We start from the raw sequence: 21482 nt of genomic DNA, 5'->3' as shown, positions 1-21482 counted from the left end.
CTGTTTTTATTGGTTTTTTTGGCATAAAGAATAAAAACGGTGGATAACGGCAGGATGTGACTATTATGTCACGTAATCGGTTTATTGGATATAACAGGTTGTTTTTATTTGATATGAAGTTAAGTGACAGATTTGTCCCAAAACGACGCGCCCAATGCACTACGCCAGTCCGAACGCCTTTAATTTTCGATACAATGTCCGGCGATCAATGCCCAGAATTTCAGCGACACGTGATTTATGCCATCGGTACTTGTCCATAAGCTTAAAAATATATTGCTTCTCGAAATCCTGTACCGCGTTATAAAGGGGTTTGAAATCATCCGAAGCCGACTCCTGCACAACAATTTCCGAATTACATGTCCCGGAAACGCCGGTGCTGCCCCCCTGTTTCATAAAATCCATTTCCCCCAACGTCACATAACGATGAATCGCATTTTCCAGCTCCCGGACATTGCCGGGCCACCCATATGCCATCAATTGCTGAAACATGGCATCGTCTATCTTTGGTTCGTCTCCGTTGCCATGCTGCTTCATGAAATAGTCGACGAGCAGGGGGATGTCTTCCTTTCGGTCTCTCAACGGCGGTACGTGAATCGGAATGATGTTGATCCGGAAATAAAAATCTTCCCGCATGGTCCCTGCATGGACCAGATCATTCAAATTTTTATTGGTGGCCGTCACAATCCGGCAGTTTGATTGTTTCACCCGGGTATCGCCCACCGGCGTATATCCCCTTCCCTCGATCGCCCGGAGCATTTTAACCTGCATATTCAGACTCATTTCCTCCAGTTCATCGAGAAAAAGCGTACCGCCCGCGGCTGCATCCAGATACCCCGGCTTGTCTTGACCGGCGTTTGTAAACGCCCCTTTTTTATAACCAAAAAATTCACTCTCAATAATGGATTGGGGAATAGCACCGCAGTTGACCACGACAAAATTCCCGTTGCGGTATCTGCTTTGTTCGTGAACGGCTCGTGCCACCAGTTCCTTGCCGGTTCCGGATTCACCGTGTATCACCACATTGTCATCGATGTCCGCGGTTTTTAATATCAGCTCATATACCTCACGCATGGCTTTGCTCACTCCGATAATACCGCAGAATCCCCTGCCGCAGCATTCTTTGATATAGGAGCGCAGCCTTGTATTTTCTCCCTGAAGTACCTGATGCCGCTGTTTGTAGATATTTTCGATTTTTTTAAACATGGTGAAATCTGAAATATATCCGTCAATCGACAACAGATCACCGGTTTCTGAAAAAATTCCGATCCCCTGATCCCACACCCATTTTTCTTGTCCTGATGCTGTCCGGATTCGGTAATGAATCCGAAACGGTTCCTTGTTCATCAAGGCTTTAGCAATCCGCTGCCGAATACGATCCCGATCTTCAGGATGAATCAATTCGTGGTAGCCGTTTTCTTTTTCGCAAATCAGGCTGCATCGTGAATACCCGGTCAACGCAGAGCAGCCGTCGCTCATAAACGCCATTGAAAAATGCGCATCGTTGCATCGTCGATACGCCATGCCCGGCAAATTTTCCAGCAGATTCAGTTGCTGTTTAATGCTTTGACACAACGCTTTTTCGATACAGATGCGGTCGGAAATATCAATAATGGAAATAATGCTTTTACCGGTTTCCGGAATGATGGCCGCCTCCAGAACAACATGGCGGATCTCGTTTAAGCGGGTTACAATCCGGCATTCATAGGTTGGAGGAATATTCCCGCACTTTCGCCGGTTCACATGATAGCCCTTGATCTGTTCCACTTCATCGGGGTGAAGCAGAGCCGTAAACTTCATACGGTTCTGAATCTCCCGGCGATCATAACCGGTCAGCCTTTCAAAGGTTAAATTGGCCATGGAAATGGTCATGTCTTTTTCAATGATCACCGTACCCGCACCGGTTGTTTCAAAAAGGCTCTGGAATGTCCGGTTTTTGGGTTTTGCATACCCGGTTTCATTAAATTCGTTCAGAAAGGGTGCTTCTTTAACCGCGGTAAATTTTTCGCAACAGTTCATCAGTTTCCCATCGAATTCGCATTCATTTCAGATGGCCGCATGCCTGCATACGGCATTTCCGTTTCAGTCTCATTTAAGGGCAGAGTTGACAGACCGCCGGCACGACGACTGACAATTCAGTATAAGACTTACCATATGAAAATCCAGGGGGTAAATGGACAAACATCATTTTTGCTTGTACATTTCGGAAACGGCTTGACGAAATTGAGTGGGGCTTGTCGATGTCACTTTCTTGAAAAATTTGCTGAAATAGGCGGGATCTTCGAAACCCAGACGATGGCAGACCTGTTTGATGCTCAATCCGGAATACCTGATATAGCGCTTGGCTTCAAGAACCACACGCTCCTCGATCAGTTTTTTTGCCGTCATGCCGGTAACCGTCCGGCAAATCTCCGACAATCGTTTGGGAGACAGCTTCACGAGCTCTGCATACTGCTCTACCCGATAATGTTCCGTGTAGTGCTGCTCAAGGTGAGAAACAAATTCATAATAAACGTTCATGATGGTCTGTTGTTCCATCGAGCTGCTATCATATTCGGGCTCGATGCGCTCGGCTTCTATCAAAAACGCGTCCAGCAGGTCCAGAAGCATGTCTTCATGGCGATGTTGATCGGAAGATCCGGTCTCCCGCTGAATCAGAGTGATAAGCGTTGAAAAAAAAGAACACTTTGAATCCGGAATCAGTCGAAAAGGCGGCGTCCCGGGTTTAAACAACGAATAATGGAACCAGGCCATGCGATCGTCCGGCAGCTTACGAACAAAATTTTCCTGAAACCTCATCAGGTGCCCCTGGATATCATTTCGTTTCTCATAAGAATGGACCTGGTTTTTTGAAATGAAAAACAACGTATTCGGCCGGATATCATACGCTGCAAAATCCACAAAATGTTTGCCGAGGCTCCGGGTGAACCATATCACCTCATAAAAACTATGGCGATGGGGTTCGATCATCAGATTCCCAATCCGGCCATAGACGTCTGCAAGATCGGCAAAGTCAAAGCCGATCGGTCCTATTCCGCGGGACTTGAAATCAGCCGTAGATATCTCTGAAGGCTTTATCATTGCGCTCACTCCCGTTCAAAAAACCATAAAAAAATTCTTCTGTTTTTAACATACTTTTCGTTTGCCGGATAGGGCCCCGATCCCATAAATATTTTTTCAACCAAAAAACAATGCCTTCGACGCTACTTTAACCACAGAGGCTTCCAGTTTTTCAGCTGAATATTGTTTCCGCGGTTGATTCGTCCTCCCACCGCAAGAACGCGGGGGAAAAACAGGGGCATTATGTTTTATGTTTGCCAATAGCCGCCAAGCGTCGAAAAAATCGCAAAAAGATTTTTTTGTGATTTTTTGCGGCTGGTATTTTACGGAGGCGGCTGGTTTTTCTTTGCCGGGACAGGACTGGATTCCCACGGGGATGATGCAATGGCCGATGATAGAACTCATCCCAAAATTATGAATACACCGGACACGAGCAGGGGCAGGATGAAAGACCAGGCGGCGGCGATCTCTTCCATATAAAACAGGCGCATATCCGTTTGCGCGGTTACCGCATTCATGATCGGCGTAACGGCCGCCAGACAGGGGCCGGGAAAAATATTATGCCTGATCGTTTATCACAATGGACTGGAGCAGCATTCGCCCGTTGTCTTTCAGCAGGCGATCGCAATGCCGGAAAAATGTACCCGGGTACTGATTAAACCGATATGAACCGCCAGGCGTATGGCCCATAGGGCAATCATCACCGTCACCAGCACGCTTCGCCAAAAAATCCCGGCCGGTAAAGCACCAGGCGGTGACCGCACACAGAACAAACCCGGGGCCCCAGGCCCGTGTCCGCCACGTCAAATCGCTTTTCCGCAGCGCCAAAAACGAACCACAGGCTCATATATATCGCCAGCACAGCTATTTCCGTCAAAATGACGTTCAGCATGGGTGTTGTCCGATCGGATTTTAGAGATAATTTATCGCAGGGGAGGATGAACAGACATATGAAAAACCGCCAGTGATAAAGCCTTTATATATTTTGATGCATACCGGTGCTGGTGTCAAACAGAACCTTACCGATAGATTTAACCATTAAATGGAGATAAATTCTTTGATGCTTTGGATGAAATACGCCTGAATCGGACGGATCTGATTCATGACCGGATGTCCAGAGATCAGAGACCAGAGACCAGAGACCAAAGGACTGAGGACTGAGGACTGAGGACTGACCTCAGGCAAGCTGTCCGGCCAGTTCGACTCCCAGTTGGGTTGCTTTTTCCAGAGTTACTTTCTGCTCCCGGACTTTTGCTTTGTCGAATACGGCCAGGACAGGCAATTCGGCAACGATCTCATATCCCAGGGCTTCCAGGGGGAGGCGCATGGCATCAAGCGTCATTCCCATATCTTTTTTTGATTCCTGCTCACAGATCGCGGCAATGACCGCTTTTCTCCCCTGTCCGCACAACCGGCTGGACCACGAACGGGGGCGGTCATTCTGAAAATCATAAAAACAGTACATCCGGTCGATGAACGCTTTCATCCAGGCAGTCACATTGTAGTTGTGGGTAGGACATACCAACACCAGTCCCCTGGACTCGAGAATAGACGGATACAGCAGCGTCATTCCGTCATTCAATCCCGTACAGATTTTGTTTTTTCGACACTGTTCACAGCCGATGCATCCCTGAAACCCGTAATCCTTCAATTCGATGATATCGCACGTCCTGCCTGCCTGTTGGGCTCCGGTCAAAATCTGCTTCAAAATGACATAAGAATTTCCACCCTTTCGCGGGCTGCCGGAAACTCCCAGAACCCGGGGCATCGGACTTAAACCTTTTACACTTTGTTGAATCAGATCTCTGGATGTTTTCATGATGCTCCTTTTTCCATCAGAAAAATACGTTCAGATATCGCCCTTAAAATTTTCAAAAACTCATTCTAATAGCTGAAAATTATTTTCGCAAGCGATGATTTGGCCCTCTCCACTGAGTATCCAACCCCGGCAACGCTCATTCTTAAGCCTCGGATCGGTTCTGAAACAGTTGGCCCCCGTGTGTGCCTCTTGTTGAAACTGACACCGTATCCAGTAAACAATCTTCTCATCAATGTGGCAAGAGGAATTGAACGCGTTCTAAAAAAAAAGTGTGCATGATTTGGAAAAAACGCCCATGCATAGCAAAGGGTCCCCGTCTCGGGAAGCAAAGCACCGCAAAGGGACATGCAAACTATGCCTTCTTCGTAGGAGATACGATGCATCGTAGTACCCTTACAACGCAACAATTCGGCTATCCGAGATCGAAACAATTGCCTTCTTCCACGAAAAATATGAAAAAATTTCTTTGATGCCTTGGATGAGATACGGCTGAATCGGAAGAATCTGATTTATGACCTGATGCTGTTTGCGAAGGCGGAAGCATAATCTACCTGCCCCCTCTTTCTTTCTTCAGGATTGGTCCTAAATCGATTCTGAAAGACGCTTTAACGAGTACATCCCGTTGAGCCCTTTAACGGGCTTCGGCTTTTTTTCAGTCCCGGATTGAAACAGATGCTTGAAACGCTGATAATTCTCCGCAACAAACGCTTTTGTTCCAATAATTCCTGAATCTGTAAAATATCGGGTACGGTATCGGAACCTTTTTATCCTGCCTATATTAAATCCGCTATCCCGTTCTTTTTCTAAAATTTTCTTATCAATCACCTTAACAAAATTTTTATCCGTTCGATTGACAGCCCCCGCTTCATAGACATATCGTCGATAGCGTCTCAATCTCTCCCTTTCATCCGGTACCCCAAATTCAACCAGACCAAAATCAAAAGAAAGGAAACCATCCTTATTGCCCTGCTGTACATGATATCCGAGCGAATTCCAGCGATAATCTTCAGGACGACTGACGATACCGGCACGAAGAGGATTCAAATCGATATAGGCCAGACAGTTTATCAGGGTTTCGCCGTTTTCTACGATACAACTTTTAAACCGCTCTCCCCACAGGGTACCTCTTCTGTTATGCAATTTATTATAATACCTTGAAAAGCGCTGTTTGATTTCTCTTACAAATTCAGAGAGACTAGACCACTTGCTCCGATAATACGAAATTTTTTCTCTCGAAAATTCGTCATCATTCCCGTAAAAACGTTCATACCGCTCCTTTATCTCCTTATCAGAAAACCGGTTCTCAGGAATCATTCGAACTAGTACATGGAAGTGATTGCTCATTATACAAAAACCCAATATTTCAGCAAAATAAAGCAAACTGAACCGCCGGATTATATCAACCATCTGGTCTTTTTCGACATCCTGAAAAGGAAAACCGTCCAACGCCGTCCGGGACATAACATGATACACTGTCCTTTGATCAGAAACTATCATTCGAGAAGTTCTCGGCATGATACACTCCTTTCTTAAAGGATTGGCTGAACAAATATCGTTGCACTAATCCTGCAATTATATTTGCTTTGTTAAGGATAATTTGTATGAAATATTTATTTTTGATGATTGTTTATTATCTATTCATTTCAGTCATGACTGTCAAGTCATAATTTGCCTGTCCCATTTTCCATCCTTCGATGTTTCAATCCACGCCCCCGCGCGGGGGGCGACGGCACCGGGGCCGGTCATGTATGTGTATCCGGATGTTTCAATCCACGCCCCCGCGCGGGGGGCGACCGCAGCACATGCCCATTTACATTGCATGGGCAAGTTTCAATCCACGCCCCCGCGCGGGGGGCGACCAAAAAAAACCATGAACTGGTCGAAAAAAAGCTGTTTCAATCCACGCCCCCGCGCGGGGGGCGACTTAACTTGATATCCGATAATCAAGAGGATATCGATGTTTCAATCCACGCCCCCGCGCGGGGGGCGACCCTCTCACCCCCTGGCCGGCAAGATCCATGTGGGGTTTCAATCCACGCCCCCGCGCGGGGGGCGACGATAATACCGTTGATCAAATTGTTAAGGATAAAACGGTTTCAATCCACGCCCCCGCGCGGGGGGCGACCCTCAGCTTTGCGGATCGCATTGACCACGTCCTGGTTTCAATCCACGCCCCCGCGCGGGGGGCGACCCGGAATTGAGGCCGGAATTGATGCCGGGATTGTTTCAATCCACGCCCCCGCGCGGGGGGCGACCCAGATCCTGGCCGAGGAAAAGCGGCGGGATAAAGTTTCAATCCACGCCCCCGCGCGGGGGGCGACTGAAGTGACCGAATGCCGGGAGTTTCTGGATCTGTTTCAATCCACGCCCCCGCGCGGGGGGCGACAGCTGTTGGAATTGCGAACGGCAAAAGAAGCTGGTTTCAATCCACGCCCCCGCGCGGGGGGCGACATCTTTATCAACGGGAGCGGAGAGGTCGGCAAGGGTTTCAATCCACGCCCCCGCGCGGGGGGCGACATAACCGAGACGAAAAGGAGCCGCGCCTATGAAGTTTCAATCCACGCCCCCGCGCGGGGGGCGACAGAGCGCTTGACTTCCTGACGACCGATATTATCCGTTTCAATCCACGCCCCCGCGCGGGGGGCGACAGATTTTGAGTTCAAAACTTTGATTTGCAATATTGTTTCAATCCACGCCCCCGCGCGGGGGGCGACGTGGACGGGGATGGCGCAGGCCGGACGGTTATCCTGGTTTCAATCCACGCCCCCGCGCGGGGGGCGACTTAATTTGATTTATTTTAATTGATTTAATTTAAGTGTTTCAATCCACGCCCCCGCGCGGGGGGCGACCCATATCAAAAAAGTTTGTTAATTTTAGTATATCGGTTTCAATCCACGCCCCCGCGCGGGGGGCGACTCCAAATTCTGAGAATCTTCAAGCCATCGTTTCGGTTTCAATCCACGCCCCCGCGCGGGGGGCGACGCATCGGAATTAAGCTTGCAGCTACATCAAATCCGTTTCAATCCACGCCCCCGCGCGGGGGGCGACTTTGACGTTCTTTCTAATCGTACTATTTCGTTTGTTTCAATCCACGCCCCCGCGCGGGGGGCGACCTCCCGCCCCTATAATAATATTTTCTGTTGTGCTGTTTCAATCCACGCCCCCGCGCGGGGGGCGACAGCACAACGGAATAAAGCCCCGTACCATCGCACTGTTTCAATCCACGCCCCCGCGCGGGGGGCGACTGCTGTATCCTGTGCCTGTTCTTTTTCAAGCAATGTTTCAATCCACGCCCCCGCGCGGGGGGCGACTAAGCTTTCCGGCTGTGCAACGATACGGCATCGTCTGTTTCAATCCACGCCCCCGCGCGGGGGGCGACCGCTTGATGCCGAAAAAGCCTTTGAGTGGGCTTCTGTTTCAATCCACGCCCCCGCGCGGGGGGCGACTTGCAGGCTTATCGGACTCAATACTTAAAAACCTGTTTCAATCCACGCCCCCGCGCGGGGGGCGACAACGTTTGCCCAGGATATGCCTCGACAAATTTCTGTTTCAATCCACGCCCCCGCGCGGGGGGCGACTCCAGACTGATATCGGAGAGTGTATCAGGGATCTGTTTCAATCCACGCCCCCGCGCGGGGGGCGACCTCACCATCATTGAGCGGCGTTCCGTTTCGGTCGTTGTTTCAATCCACGCCCCCGCGCGGGGGGCGACATCGTGACTGTGACCGTTGCATCGGGATATGGCGGTTTCAATCCACGCCCCCGCGCGGGGGGCGACGCAGCATCTAAAACATCAACGAAACATGGTGGTGTTTCAATCCACGCCCCCGCGCGGGGGGCGACCCTGAGGGATGCCGGCAAAATAATAATCGCATGCTGGTTTCAATCCACGCCCCCGCGCGGGGGGCGACGCTAAATTGGCGTGGTCTGAGTCTCTCGGGGTGATGTTTCAATCCACGCCCCCGCGCGGGGGGCGACGGTAATCGGGTGATGTCGCCGTGGGCATTACAGCATGTTTCAATCCACGCCCCCGCGCGGGGGGCGACGCGCAGCATCTAAAACATCAACGAAACATGGTGGTGTTTCAATCCACGCCCCCGCGCGGGGGGCGACGCTAAATTGGCGTGGTCTGAGTCTCTCGGGGTGATGTTTCAATCCACGCCCCCGCGCGGGGGGCGACTACTTCTCCACAACATCCCCATCCAGATTTTCAGTTTCAATCCACGCCCCCGCGCGGGGGGCGACTATGATCCGGGCAGTGCGATGCGGGGACTTTGACGTTTCAATCCACGCCCCCGCGCGGGGGGCGACGTCTTTGAGCGGGGGGTCATATAGAGTGTTTCGCTGTTTCAATCCACGCCCCCGCGCGGGGGGCGACCAGACTGATATCGGAGAATGTTTGAGGGATCTGGTTTCAATCCACGCCCCCGCGCGGGGGGCGACTCCTTGGCGTCCGCATAGCTCGTCTGCCAGTGCCGTTTCAATCCACGCCCCCGCGCGGGGGGCGACATATCTATCGCGGGAACTATTTTCCCGCAGCATGTTTCAATCCACGCCCCCGCGCGGGGGGCGACCACCCTCGGCCAGAACGAATGGGGATCAGGATCGTTTCAATCCACGCCCCCGCGCGGGGGGCGACGACCTGAAAGCGGAGGATCGGGCATATTGGGATGTTTCAATCCACGCCCCCGCGCGGGGGGCGACCCTGTTGCCGTTTCGATTGACAGGACCGTCCCCTGTTTCAATCCACGCCCCCGCGCGGGGGGCGACGTTCGGCTCCCCTTGGGCTTGTGCCGTCTGGACCGTTTCAATCCACGCCCCCGCGCGGGGGGCGACCTTAGACGCACTTACCCTCCCAGACCCGGATATCGTTTCAATCCACGCCCCCGCGCGGGGGGCGACGAGGATTGCCGCCTCGAGTCCGGTCTTTATCAGCCGTTTCAATCCACGCCCCCGCGCGGGGGGCGACTTAACGGGGCTCGATACACACGCCGGCAAAAATGTTTCAATCCACGCCCCCGCGCGGGGGGCGACTATACCAAAACTCTATATATAGAGTAGCCGAGTTGTTTCAATCCACGCCCCCGCGCGGGGGGCGACACAAGACCCTTGATTATTATTCTGCGATGCTTCGTGTTTCAATCCACGCCCCCGCGCGGGGGGCGACTTCCGTTAATGCTGAGTTGATGTGCAATGAGGACGTTTCAATCCACGCCCCCGCGCGGGGGGCGACGCCGGATATACTGATGATATCCACTTTGACCCGAGTTTCAATCCACGCCCCCGCGCGGGGGGCGACAACCGGAGATGGTCTCAAGCCCTTCACTTGCTCATGTTTCAATCCACGCCCCCGCGCGGGGGGCGACCTGTAAATGGTCCTGAAACTTTCAAGCGCTGGATGTTTCAATCCACGCCCCCGCGCGGGGGGCGACCCAGGGACAACAGGCGCAACAGGCCGCACAGCTTGTTTCAATCCACGCCCCCGCGCGGGGGGCGACAAGCGGATTGGATCGAGTTTGTTGAGCAGGGGCAGTTTCAATCCACGCCCCCGCGCGGGGGGCGACATGTGATTCAGGATGGCATAGTGATCGACAAAGAGTTTCAATCCACGCCCCCGCGCGGGGGGCGACGATCAGGGATCTGCAATACAACGTCAAAATTGAAGTTTCAATCCACGCCCCCGCGCGGGGGGCGACGTTTCAAAAGGGGCATTGTCTGAGGGCCGAATCAAAGTTTCAATCCACGCCCCCGCGCGGGGGGCGACCCAGATGGAACAACTCGCCCAAGACATGATCAAGTTTCAATCCACGCCCCCGCGCGGGGGGCGACCTACTTCTCCACAACATCCCCATCCAGATTCTCAGTTTCAATCCACGCCCCCGCGCGGGGGGCGACAGACCGCGCAAGAGAAGGCAGCCGCCGCCCATCAGTTTCAATCCACGCCCCCGCGCGGGGGGCGACTGTTACTCTGCAACTAATTAATTTTAAAAGGACTATTCCCCATTTTCTGCGAACCGTCTTCTTTCAGCCCATAGCATATTCATTTTTCAAAAAACACTTCTCACAATCTCTTTATTTCCAACACATTCCACGCAGCGCGAATCCCCCGGGGAATTCATGCTATCTTCCGGTTCGCGAACGATCATCAGACTATCAGCGGGCCTTCCTGATCAATGGCCTCCTTGGCACCCACATGCTCAACCCGATGCTTCCAGTTAGAGCCCAAAAAATAAAATCTCAGGCTGTCTGATTTCTGGTCTATTTCACTGATAAGCCTCTGCCTCAGCATAGTCCACTGTGCAGGATCAACAATACATTCAAACACAGAGTATTGAACACGTTGTCCATAATCAAGACACGCCTTCGCCACCCTGCGCAAACGACGCTGCCCACCATCCTCGGTTGTTGCTACATCATAGCTGACAAGCACAAGCATACCCTTCTCCCCTATTTCCAGATAAATGACGGATATCCATCCAGATCCCCCCTCAGATAACGGGCCAGCAGTAAAGCTTGAGTATGGAATAATAACCCGATGGTAACTTTTTCATTAAGAAACGGATGCACAATCTCATCCTGTTTTCGTTTCTGATAGGCAACAAGAAGGGTCTTTCGTGTTTCATTGTCCATCAGAACCGCACCGGATTCAGATTTTTCGAACCCCTTTTTCTGCACCTGAGACAGATTTATAAGGGAAAGCGCCATACGATCGGCGATGAACGGCCTGAATTCCTCCATTATGTCAAGCGCAAGGCTGGGCCTCCCGGGCCTGTCCCGGTGTAAAAAACCGACCGCCGGGTCCAGCCCCACCGATTCAAGGGCGGAGCGAACATCGTGCATTACAAGGGTATACAAAAAGGACAAGAGGCAGTTCACCTTGTCCAGGGGTGGCCGACGGCTCCTTCCATGAAAGGAAAAGTCTTTCTTCTGGGACGTTATCAAATGGTCAAATACGCTGAAATACATATTCGCGGCATCCCCTTCAATCCCGCGAACTGCATCCAGGGATTTCTCCAGAGCCAACGATTTCAGAGAAGCCGCGAGCCGCTTCGACGCATGTTGAATTCTGTCCGCACCCGGCTTATCACCATGATCTCTCAAGGCCCGCCCCAGAACCGTCCGGCAATTGCAAATCTTGCCTGTGATCACCGATCTTGCCATTTCGGCGGATGTATCCGGATCATCCGCACGCCGATATTGCTCCCTTCGCAAGAGAACATTTCCGGAAACCGGCCCCTGAACCCGCGCCAGGAACCGCCCATGCTCGGACAGAAAGCTAATCGCCACATCGCGTTCGGCGCAAAACCCCATTAAAAACGGGCTGCACCCTACGTTTCCAAAGCAGACAATCCCGCCAATTGTATGAATCGGAACACGCAGCCGGACTTCTTTTTCTACTTTTACTACGGCTGTTTCCCCTTCTTTCGCGAGATACGCACCTTGCGTCGTTACAAAAAGCGTGTTGAGATGTCGTTTCATAATTCCCTCACCACTCCTGACAAATACCGTTTCACAGATTTTCCCTTACCGGCTGTTTTGGGCAGGCACATACCGGCCAGCGAACAAGAGTCACACTTCTTTGCGTAGACCGCGCCTGGTGTATGCCCGGATGCAATTAGCCCGTGCAGACGCATCGCTGTTTCTTCCGTCAATTTCCTCAGTGTGTCGTCTAAAACAACATCCGTCCGGCGGCGATTTTTTCCATAAAAAAGCGCGCCCTCGGGCACCTCGGTGTTCAGCATCTCTTCAAGACAGAGTGCTTGGGCACAAAGCTGAACCTTATCACTGTTATCCTTCTTCGGCTTGCCCCGTTTGTATTCCACGGGAAAGGGTTGCCAAGAGCCATCCGCCTGGCGGTGGAATTCGACCACATCCGCCTTCCCGATCAGCCCCAGCCGCAATGAGCGAAGAGGCATGCCATGCTCGATACGAATCCTGCCCCTCGATTCCCGATTCTCCGCGTGAACATGCTCGTGCATGACCCTGCCTTCCGCAGTAAACAGATTCTCCGCCCATGCCTGCTCAATATGGATCAGGGCACACTGCCGCTCGCAGAAAATAAGATGCTGCAAAGCAGAGATTGGAAGAAGATCGTCTTCGGTGTACATTGCTACCCCTTGTTGTCTAATTTAATGTTTTATATGGTATTTTAATCCCTCTTGGGGTTAATCCCCCGCCGTTTGCGGGATAGTTCATTCCTTCTCGCTCAGCTGTTTCCGTTTCTTCCGGGTAATGCCCAGATAATTCTCGGGAGAAACAACCCTTTTGTGGGTTTTTGTTCCAGGTCTTTTCTCGCCTTCCCGGCAACCTCCCCACCCTTATGAGCAGCACGCTTGTTTTCCTGAAAGCCCTTTGCATCATCCACCCGCGTTATCTCAGTCGTAGCCGCCTCTCCAAGCATGGAAAAAATCAATTCAAGATCCGTCATATGGTCCCTGAGATTTTACCGAATTAGCCCCTTAAGTTTTTTATGTTCGCCAGGAGTAACGCCAAAGGCGGCCTTTGCAATTTCGGCGGTTAGAATCGCATATTCCTTCTCGCGCTTTACCTCCCTTTCTTTCCATTCGTCTGTAAGCTCCTCCCTGATGGCGATGCCGCGCATCCGCTTCTCAATCCAGTCATCAGAATAGCCTTTCGCCTTATACAGAGCGCGGGTTCTTTTGGTTGCCAGTTCGGGGTCCTCTATCTCCTGAACCCGCTCGTAGCCGACCTTTGCCATCCAGCGCTTGAATGGCTCCGCCTTATGGGATGGAATGGACTGAATAATGCGGAAGATGCCCTCGGTGTTAGCGCAATTGACCTTTTGGTTTCCTCCAGGAGTCTCTATCAAAGGGAGGTGGCAATTTGCCCCCATCCTTTTGACAACTCCTTGTCACGCCGCCGCATATCTTTAATATAACCGGGTGGATTTGCTGAGCCAGTCAACACACTGACCACATCAGCTATTACAAACCACCACTCATTGTTATGAATCGTCTTCCTGATTTCCTTACCTCTGAAGACAGCTATGCTTGTTTCGATCACCCCTCCTGTCAATCAAGAATCAATATCTTCCTGGCTCTACAGTCGCCCCGAACAAGTTTCGGATGCCATGCAGTCCTCGGTTACACCACAGGCATAATTTTGTTTGCCGCATCGCCTGCATGGCTGGACATGTCCCCTTTTTAACATGCCAGCTTCCTGTATGGTTACAGCATTTCATTTGCTTCAACGCCTAAGACTTTTACCTTAGTTTTTATATCCGCAACGTCAATCTTTGTATAATCAGCAAAAGAACGTGGGGGCTTGTCTTTATTGATCAATTCAAGATTTACCAATTCAAATAATTTATGCGCAGGTGCACATCCTAATTTTGCTTGTTCAATTTTTTGCTTTTCATCTGCACCGGTTCCAATATGTTTAAACACGATCAATTTTTGAGCGTGCATTCCGGTTCGAGCAGCAGCGGGATCTTGGTCAAACATATTCATCAAGGCTGACCACAACAGCTGTAAATCATCCTCTGAAAAGGAAGTTTGATTTGCCAGATGTGCAGAAACATATCCATGAACCCGATACAATCCATAAGGAACTATTGATTTTCGAGCACCCAACCCTTTTTGATCAGGGTCATCTACACTTACCGCAGCAGTCCGCGACATGGGTATTTCCTTACCCACAATTGAATCAATACTTTCCGCAAATCCAAATTGGACGGGTCCTCTAATCTGTCCACATCGCATATCGCCAGTGGACATAACTGCTCCAAACGTACGCACATCAAAAAAGTTTTTGCACATCCACTGAGCCGCTTTTTTCTGCTTTGAATCAATAAACAGTTCACGGAGCTTTGCTTTTGCGGCGGGCGATGGCAGCTTCGTGTTCTTGGCATCTTCCTTTTTGATTTTCTCTTTCAGGGCTTTCACCTTTTTCTCTGTTTCTTCCAGTTCAGATAGAGACAAGACCAAGCATGGTCGCTCGCCTTCATCAGAAAAAGCGATTCCATCAGGGTATGCTTCAAAGGTTTTAAACTCATCTACCAAATCATCGGGAACAATCATCTGGATCGTTTCATTTTCAATCGCCAAATGTGCGCGTTTATGATGCTCGGAAAGAAAAGCTCCTTCTCTCACATGAATCTCATAAGGAGCCTGGTTGTTTTTTGTGATATCAACATAGTTTCTAATCTTCCGTTTCAGGCAAACATCCGTAACTAATCCTTTTCCGGTTTCATAGTCCTGACGAGGAGCGTTCCCGGCATCTGGGTCCCCATTTGGATTTCCGTTTTTTACATCAAACAGATAAACAAACTCATAGCGATTTTTGATAGCGTTACTCATTGGTTTTCTCCTTTTTCTTCAGTTGAATTTCCTAAATCGTTTTCCTTTTTCGCCCACAAATATGCACGGGCAGCATCGGGATATTCGCCATTCCAGATATCCCGTTCTTCGCGTGTCATCCACAACCATTTGCGCATTTGATGGTATCCCAAAACAAACATTCCCTGTTGCTCTTGAGAAAGATATGCAGGAAATCCATTCTCATAAACGGCTTTTGGCTCTTCTGTTTTTTTCAAAGAAACATCAAACTGGCTGCAAATTTGGTCAATTAATCGTTCCAAATTAAATATTTGTCCTTTGTTTTTTGATTCGTCTTTAGCCTTTCGTGCATGATGTCGTGCGTTTCTAAGTAGACTTCCAAATACGCTTTTAGGAGATGCAGAGGCTCCAGAAAAATAACGATCGATGATACTCGCATTAACGCTACCCAGGGCCTCAGTCTGTAGTTTTTCCAATACGGACATAAGTTGTCCGAGCAAATACCCCTTATCTGTACAGGTTGGATTCATTTTTTCTAACACCTCCTCTTGTTTTAATTCTTTCCTGCATTTCCGATTTAGATACGCTTTAATAATGGCCGCTCGGGAATCGTTCCAATTCTTTACAAACCAGCCCTTGTTCTCGTCCTTCTCCTTCCCTAATTCAGCTCTATAACGCAAAATTGCCCGGCTAAATGCCGGTTGTGGAAACAATAGTTTTTTGTCAATTGATGCCCGGTAGAACTGTGCGCCGATAGCAGAAGGAATGCCTTCTTTCCGGCGGTCTTTTGGATCAGCAAGCGACTCAAGCAATAAAGGCAGCGAAAAGCTTTCAGAATGTCTTCCTCTTTTAGGTGCAGGACAACAACGCTCAATTCGCAAGTCTGCAAAGTATTGTGCCAGGCTATCCACTACATGTTGTGTGTTCGACTCTATCCAATCCCTTACCATCGCCCGTCCCTGGCCACCAGATAGAACCAAGGAGTAGAATTCATCTGGTTTGTCCAATTTATAGGGGATGCCTTTCCAAAGGCTTTTATACATCTCCGCAACTTGCGCCGGTTTCGCCTCTACCTTTTCTTCATCCACCTCAATGGCCAAACCAAAGGAATCGGACAACTCGCTTTTGTTCCGCGTCCAATAACAAACCACAGTATCTGAGCTTAAATGCACATTTTGCTTCGATAAGGTCTGATTCGTATCTTGCGGGTCGGGGTAATTAGGATGCAAAAGACGGTTCAGGGCTGTCATGGAGAAAAGTGCACCCTCTGAAGAAATTGCAGCATTGGCAACCGCCGAATTTGTTTTTTCCTTCCATCCATAACTTTCAAAAGCAGAAGAATTGTATGAAACGAGAGAAATCCCACTGGTGCTCCCTCCTGGCACATTTTTCAATAATGGTATTTTGTAGGCCACAAGTGATTTGCGCCCTGTGATTAAACAAACTTTCCCATTCCCCTCATCTTTGCCGGTTTTAGAACATACCCCTTTCCAATATCTCTTAATTCCTTCCAACTCGTGAACTCGGCAATCATCAAGCGAATAAGAAAAGGCGAATAAATCATTCGTCAAACAACCATCAGGCAGTATGGTCTTCAGACTTTTTTGTGGGTAAACTTTAGCTATTGTTATCTTGTTTATCCGCCTTGTAGCGTCATCCGCTGTTCCTGATTGTGCCTCAGAAAGATTCTTATTCTCAGTGATAAGTTCTGTGAGATTGGAAATGCTGAGAAGTTCATTAGACGCGTCTTTAAGTCGTTCTGGTGTTGCCGTTGCGAGATCATTGCAATCAATGCCATTCTTTTCAAAGACTTCTTGAATCAATTTGTATTCATTCTTGAATTCTTTTTTAAATACGAAACCGTCAAAATCATCCACTAAAAAGTCAGAGGAAACTTTTTTCAGAAGAGAACCCAAAAATAGGGTAACGGCATCCACCGCAGAATTTTTTGTTGCCTTCTGACACTGTTCTATTTGATCATAAAACATCTTTAATCGAGTATATAATTTATCGGCTTCGCGGTTGGCTTTTGGATCAAGCCCTAACGTGTATTCGGATTTATCAACAAAGAAAAAAGCGCGGTCGCCCGAAGTACGAGACCCTTGATAAGGAACAAACATCGGTATTCCCAACATCTTTGGTTTCTTTTTTGACCCTTCGGGAAGCTGTTCCGCTTGTTTCAACGGTTCAATACCCAAAAGCTTACCGCCATCATCCACTCGAATCACCCAAGAGACTGGCTTGCTTTCAAAATCAGGATCAGGCACAAGCTCTTCCCGTTGTGCTAAATCATAAAGCGCTTTCAATATCATTATGATGCCTCCTCTCGACCGATTGGATACAATGGAATTTCCATTTTTCCATTTTCCAATTTTGCATTGAAGAAAAGGGGCGTGTTTTGTCGGGCCTCCACACCTCCGAACTCAACATCCCAAAGCATTAAACCGAGTTCTTTCGATACAGGGATTGACCGCCCTTTTGGGCTTCCTATGGGAGGATGAATTTCAGCAATACACTCCCTGCATCCGAAATAGGGCTGGTGGAAATGCTGGCCTTTTTCCAAACGACGCGAAAACATGTCGATAAATTTGAAGATATTGTCCTCCGGCCCAGCTTTGTCCGTAAGCGTGAAAAAGGCCTCGAACTGATAGTCTACATTCCGTAAAGCCACCGTATTTCGCTGCGCCCTGTCAGGCTCTACATTTATTCCATATATCCCGTGTGTAAATTCTCTCATGCCACAATCCATCATCCGTCCTGAAGGCATTATACTTTTACTATTTAGTTCATTCCGCTTGATCGCATTAAAGCATATTTCATTGAACACATAGATCCGCTCCACATGCCACTGAATGGCTGGCTTCCAGCAAATCGCTTCAAATATTCCGCGAACAGCTGAAGGGGTTGGAACCTCATAACTCACCCGTTCTGTTTTGAGTTCAGGCCGCGTAAATATGGCAAGCGGCCCTTTTGCCCGAAGGCTCAATGTCGGGCCTCTCTTTTTTTTCATAGTTCCTCCCTTTTAGTCTTAAACATTGAATTTTGAATAATCAGGAAAAAGATTTCCTTCAGACACATCCAACCCAAATCGTTCATCATAAAGCCGTTCATATGGTGGCGATAAATACCAGAACGCTTTCTCATGTATAGATCCAAGTGCGCCTACGTTATTCAGAGCCTGAAACTCTTGAGAATATATTTGAACAATAAATGGTTGAAGTGATCTGAAGTCATCCCTCGATGGTTTGAATTTAGCCCGGACAATCTCCAGTTTGTTATATGCATCTTTGTAAGGAACAACGACGGGATATGTAGCGCTGTCAATCATACGGAAACGCTTTGCGACTTCAGGAAAATCCAGACTTGCGCGGGCATTTTGAACCCCTGCCCCATCCAGTTGAACACCAGAATAAAACAAGCGAAAATATGTATCATAAATAGCGGGGGACGTTAAATCCAACGAACCATCATCGCCCCGCAAAACGCCGTCAGATTCACTGGAATTAAGCAAACTTTCCATAATGCCCTTTCCCAAGCGCAAAACTCCAGCCGGAGGTTCTGTTGGTGCGCGAAAGACAATTAGGCGACCTCCATTAACATCGTTGCCTTCGCGGTTACAACGCCCTGCCGTCTGTGAAATACTGTCCAGACCGGCCAAGGCCCTGAAAACGACAGGGAAATCAATATCTACCCCCGCCTCGATTAATTGGGTACTTACTAACCGAACAGTTGACGATTCATTTTTCAGCAACTCTGTTACTTTTTTAAGAATATCTTTTCGGTGCGAAGGGCACATGGATGCTGAAAGATGATAAGTCTCCTCGGGCAACAAACCAGCAAGCACTCGGGCATCTTTACGCTTATGTGTGACCACCAAAACACGTTGCATATTTTCTTTTAGGATACGTTCCGAAATATCTGGATATGCTACTGCGTTGCCTGTTTCCCATTCAATGTTCACACGAGCTAAATCTCGCGACAGCTTCATTACGTTCGGAATAATTTCTTTCACCTCATCCAACCCGCGCATAAATGATTTGCGCTTCTTCAAGGCTGGCTGAGTCGCCGTCGAAAGAACAATTGAACACCCGTAATGTTCTCTCAATTCCCGCATTGCATCCAATATCGGATACAACAACCCCGGAGGCAACGATTGCACTTCGTCCAAAACAATAACGCTTCTGGAAATGTTATGAAGTTTCCGAAGTCTGGAATTTTTGTTTGCGTACAACGATTCAAAAAATTGAACATTCGTTGTGACGATGACAGGTGCATCCCAATTCTCTGCTGCGAGTTGATTTCTTTCCGTGTCTTTTTCAGGATCAAGATTTGAATGATGCTCAATTACGTTTTCGCGTCCAAAAACTTCTGCGTAAACGGATGCATTTTGTTCGATAATGCTTGTATACGGGATCACAACAATCACACGTTTCATCTTATTTTCTACAGCATGATTTAAAGCAAAGGACATCCCGGAAAGTGTTTTTCCGCCACCCGTAGGAACCGTTAATGAAAAGAATCCGGTGTTGGCAATTGCAGACTCTCGACAAGCATCAAGCACACTTTTTCTTTGAGCATTGACGAGTGTCCAATTATTTTTTGCAGCGTTAGAAACTTTTGCATCAATATATGCATCCAGTTTATTTCTAAGCTCCTCAATCGAAGGAAACTCCGGTCTTTTCGGTGTATCCGGATCTCGCTTTTCAGCATCAAGCCAATCAGCATCAACCAGGCAGGAATGAAGCATTCGTATCCAAAATTCCAAGCTTCTTTTCCACTCATTTATTTTGTTTTCTTCAGCGCTAACATTTGGCGGAATCAGCCACTCGGGCCACTCAGGAAGTTTTCTATCCAACAAATCACTCGGAGTATTTTTGATGGCGTCGCGTACCAGTTGTGTCGCACCGACTAATCGTCTTTTAAGCGCTTCGCTATTTTGCAATCCGGTATGATGACAAGTAATTGTAAGCTGTAAGGCCAATTTACGAAGAGAGTCATCAAATTGATCTGTTGCGTATCGTCCGCCTACAACGGCATGCTCAATACGTTGTCCACCTTCAAGCATATATCTCTGAAAAGTCTCCATGAACTTTCCCAAGTCATGCCAATCACCTAATAATGCGCCCCACGCTTCACACCCAAATTCTTTGGAAAATAAAAATGCGTTATTCCTAACACCATCAATATGCGTCATCAGCTTCTGAACCTTGTTCCCATCAGCATAAAAATCCATTTGTCTCCCTTCCTACATCATGCCACAGCCCCGCCAAGTAACCCCAGTTCCCAGCATCAAATGCGTATCGGGACGCCCTTAAAATTTTCAAAAACTCATTCTAATAGCTGATAATTGTTTTCGCGAGCGATGCTCTGGCCCCTCTCCACTGAGTATCCAACCCCGGCAACGCTCATCCCTAAACGCCTGGCTAATTCTGTAAGGGAAATTCCGATCATGAACCGAGAACATAATCCACTGCCAGGGTCGATTTTTCTCACCCATTAACACGCTATACCAATTGAATATTTTAAGGGCGCCCCCCTGCAAGCGGGGAAGTTCAAAGGAATGATCGGAATAGGAATACCCCCGGTGAACGTGATCATACTCCAAGGGGGCACTCAGTCGATCCCGCAGGAACTCGATGTCCCGTTGCGCGGTTCTGGATGATCCTTCGAATTGTTTTGCCAGAGAGCCAGCGTTGGGATATTTTTCCAATTTCACCTTGCCATCAAACCACTGAAAGCGCTCAGATATCAGATGATTTGTCATTGCTACTCCTTTATCCAATTGCGCCCTGCCCGATTCAACCGACGGCACGCATCCCTCCATGCAATCAACCGGCCGGATGTATCGATAGCTGCATGGTCTTCTCCTTACGAATGGGAGCCGGCTTTGATCTGCATGCACAACATGCGTTCAGGAAAAATAAAACAAGTGGGAGATCTGCTTCAGGAAGTAATAAAGAATAGATTTGTTATATATGACTGCCAGAGATTGTCAAGTGCGTATCGGGACGCCCTTAAAATTTTCAAAAACTCATTCTAATAGCTGATAATTGTTTTCGCGAGCGATGCTTTGGCCCCTCTCCACTGAGTATCCAACCCCGGCAACGCTCATCCCTAAACGCCTGGCTAATTCTGTAAGGGAAATTCCGATCATGAACCGAGAACATAATCCACTGCCAGTGGTCGATTTTTCTCACCCATTAACACGCTATACCAATTGAATATTTTAAGGGCGCCCCCCTGCAAGCGGGGAAGTTCAAAGGAATGATCGGAATAGGAATACCCCCGGTGAACGTGATCATACTCCA

17 protein-coding genes and 1 CRISPR repeat array are annotated in these 21482 nt (G+C 48.8%); of the genes, 2 read left to right on the top strand and 15 right to left on the bottom strand.

The window, feature by feature from the left end; translation table 11 throughout:
• Positions 1-159: 159 nt before the first annotated feature.
• Entirely contained in the window at positions 160-2016 is a 1857-nt protein-coding gene (locus tag PHQ97_01980; GenBank protein ID MDD4391502.1) for a sigma 54-interacting transcriptional regulator, read from the bottom strand.
• Between the two features lie 165 nt (positions 2017-2181).
• Positions 2182-3078: a helix-turn-helix domain-containing protein gene (locus PHQ97_01975; protein ID MDD4391501.1), complete on the bottom strand. Its 897-nt coding sequence runs from the start codon at positions 3076-3078 to the stop codon at positions 2182-2184.
• A gap of 229 nt (positions 3079-3307) precedes the next feature.
• Here PHQ97_01975 and PHQ97_01970 point away from each other — a divergent pair, with 229 nt between their 5' ends.
• Positions 3308-3475, top strand: coding sequence for a hypothetical protein (locus PHQ97_01970; protein ID MDD4391500.1), 168 nt, complete (start codon positions 3308-3310; stop codon positions 3473-3475).
• Between the two features lie 98 nt (positions 3476-3573).
• Positions 3574-3726: a hypothetical protein gene (locus PHQ97_01965; protein ID MDD4391499.1), complete on the top strand. Its 153-nt coding sequence runs from the start codon at positions 3574-3576 to the stop codon at positions 3724-3726.
• Positions 3727-3763: 37 nt separating this feature from the next.
• On the opposite strand, the gene PHQ97_01960 is transcribed toward PHQ97_01965, so the two are convergent.
• The 13 genes from PHQ97_01960 to PHQ97_01900 all read right to left on the bottom strand — a co-directional run bounded on the left by PHQ97_01960 (position 3764) and on the right by PHQ97_01900 (position 20938).
• The gene (locus PHQ97_01960) at positions 3764-3949 is read right to left on the bottom strand and encodes a hypothetical protein (protein ID MDD4391498.1); all 186 of its coding nucleotides are present in this window, start codon (positions 3947-3949) and stop codon (positions 3764-3766) included.
• A gap of 285 nt (positions 3950-4234) precedes the next feature.
• Positions 4235-4876: a flavodoxin family protein gene (locus PHQ97_01955; protein MDD4391497.1), complete on the bottom strand. Its 642-nt coding sequence runs from the start codon at positions 4874-4876 to the stop codon at positions 4235-4237.
• Between the two features lie 582 nt (positions 4877-5458).
• Positions 5459-6337, bottom strand: coding sequence for a hypothetical protein (locus tag PHQ97_01950; GenBank protein ID MDD4391496.1), 879 nt, complete (start codon positions 6335-6337; stop codon positions 5459-5461).
• A 235-nt stretch (positions 6338-6572) separates the two neighbouring features.
• Positions 6573-10837: a CRISPR direct-repeat array (repeat unit 32 nt; unit sequence GTTTCAATCCACGCCCCCGCGCGGGGGGCGAC).
• 184 nt (positions 10838-11021) lie between these two features.
• Positions 11022-11312: a CRISPR-associated endonuclease Cas2 gene (gene cas2 / locus PHQ97_01945; protein MDD4391495.1), complete on the bottom strand. Its 291-nt coding sequence runs from the start codon at positions 11310-11312 to the stop codon at positions 11022-11024.
• Positions 11313-11323: 11 nt separating this feature from the next.
• Positions 11324-12355: a type I-C CRISPR-associated endonuclease Cas1c gene (gene cas1c, locus PHQ97_01940; protein MDD4391494.1), complete on the bottom strand. Its 1032-nt coding sequence runs from the start codon at positions 12353-12355 to the stop codon at positions 11324-11326.
• On the bottom strand, positions 12352-12984 hold the full coding sequence (gene cas4, locus PHQ97_01935; protein ID MDD4391493.1) for a CRISPR-associated protein Cas4: 633 nt from the start codon (positions 12982-12984) through the stop codon (positions 12352-12354). The genes cas1c and cas4 overlap by 4 nt, the downstream gene beginning before the upstream one ends.
• 98 nt (positions 12985-13082) lie before the next feature.
• Positions 13083-13304, bottom strand: a complete 222-nt coding sequence (locus PHQ97_01930; protein MDD4391492.1) for a hypothetical protein — start codon at positions 13302-13304, stop codon at positions 13083-13085.
• 15 nt (positions 13305-13319) lie between these two features.
• The gene (locus PHQ97_01925) at positions 13320-13595 is read right to left on the bottom strand and encodes a hypothetical protein (GenBank protein MDD4391491.1); all 276 of its coding nucleotides are present in this window, start codon (positions 13593-13595) and stop codon (positions 13320-13322) included.
• A gap of 469 nt (positions 13596-14064) precedes the next feature.
• Positions 14065-15195, bottom strand: coding sequence for a type I-C CRISPR-associated protein Cas7/Csd2 (gene cas7c, locus PHQ97_01920; protein MDD4391490.1), 1131 nt, complete (start codon positions 15193-15195; stop codon positions 14065-14067).
• Entirely contained in the window at positions 15192-17486 is a 2295-nt protein-coding gene (gene cas8c / locus PHQ97_01915; GenBank protein MDD4391489.1) for a type I-C CRISPR-associated protein Cas8c/Csd1, read from the bottom strand. The genes cas7c and cas8c overlap by 4 nt, the downstream gene beginning before the upstream one ends.
• Complete coding sequence (gene cas5c / locus PHQ97_01910) at positions 17486-18184, bottom strand: type I-C CRISPR-associated protein Cas5c (protein ID MDD4391488.1); 699 nt, start codon at positions 18182-18184, stop codon at positions 17486-17488. The genes cas8c and cas5c overlap by 1 nt, the downstream gene beginning before the upstream one ends.
• Before the next feature lie 18 nt (positions 18185-18202).
• Complete coding sequence (gene cas3, locus PHQ97_01905) at positions 18203-20407, bottom strand: CRISPR-associated helicase Cas3' (protein MDD4391487.1); 2205 nt, start codon at positions 20405-20407, stop codon at positions 18203-18205.
• Between the two features lie 87 nt (positions 20408-20494).
• Positions 20495-20938, bottom strand: coding sequence for a hypothetical protein (locus PHQ97_01900; protein MDD4391486.1), 444 nt, complete (start codon positions 20936-20938; stop codon positions 20495-20497).
• Positions 20939-21482: the final 544 nt, after the last annotated feature.

The sequence above is a fragment of the Desulfobacterales bacterium genome, assembly GCA_028704555.1.
In the GTDB taxonomy this organism is placed as follows: domain Bacteria; phylum Desulfobacterota; class Desulfobacteria; order Desulfobacterales; family JAQWFD01; genus JAQWFD01.
Note: the sequence above shows the minus strand (reverse complement) of the source record. Positions and strands in the feature narration are given on the sequence as shown.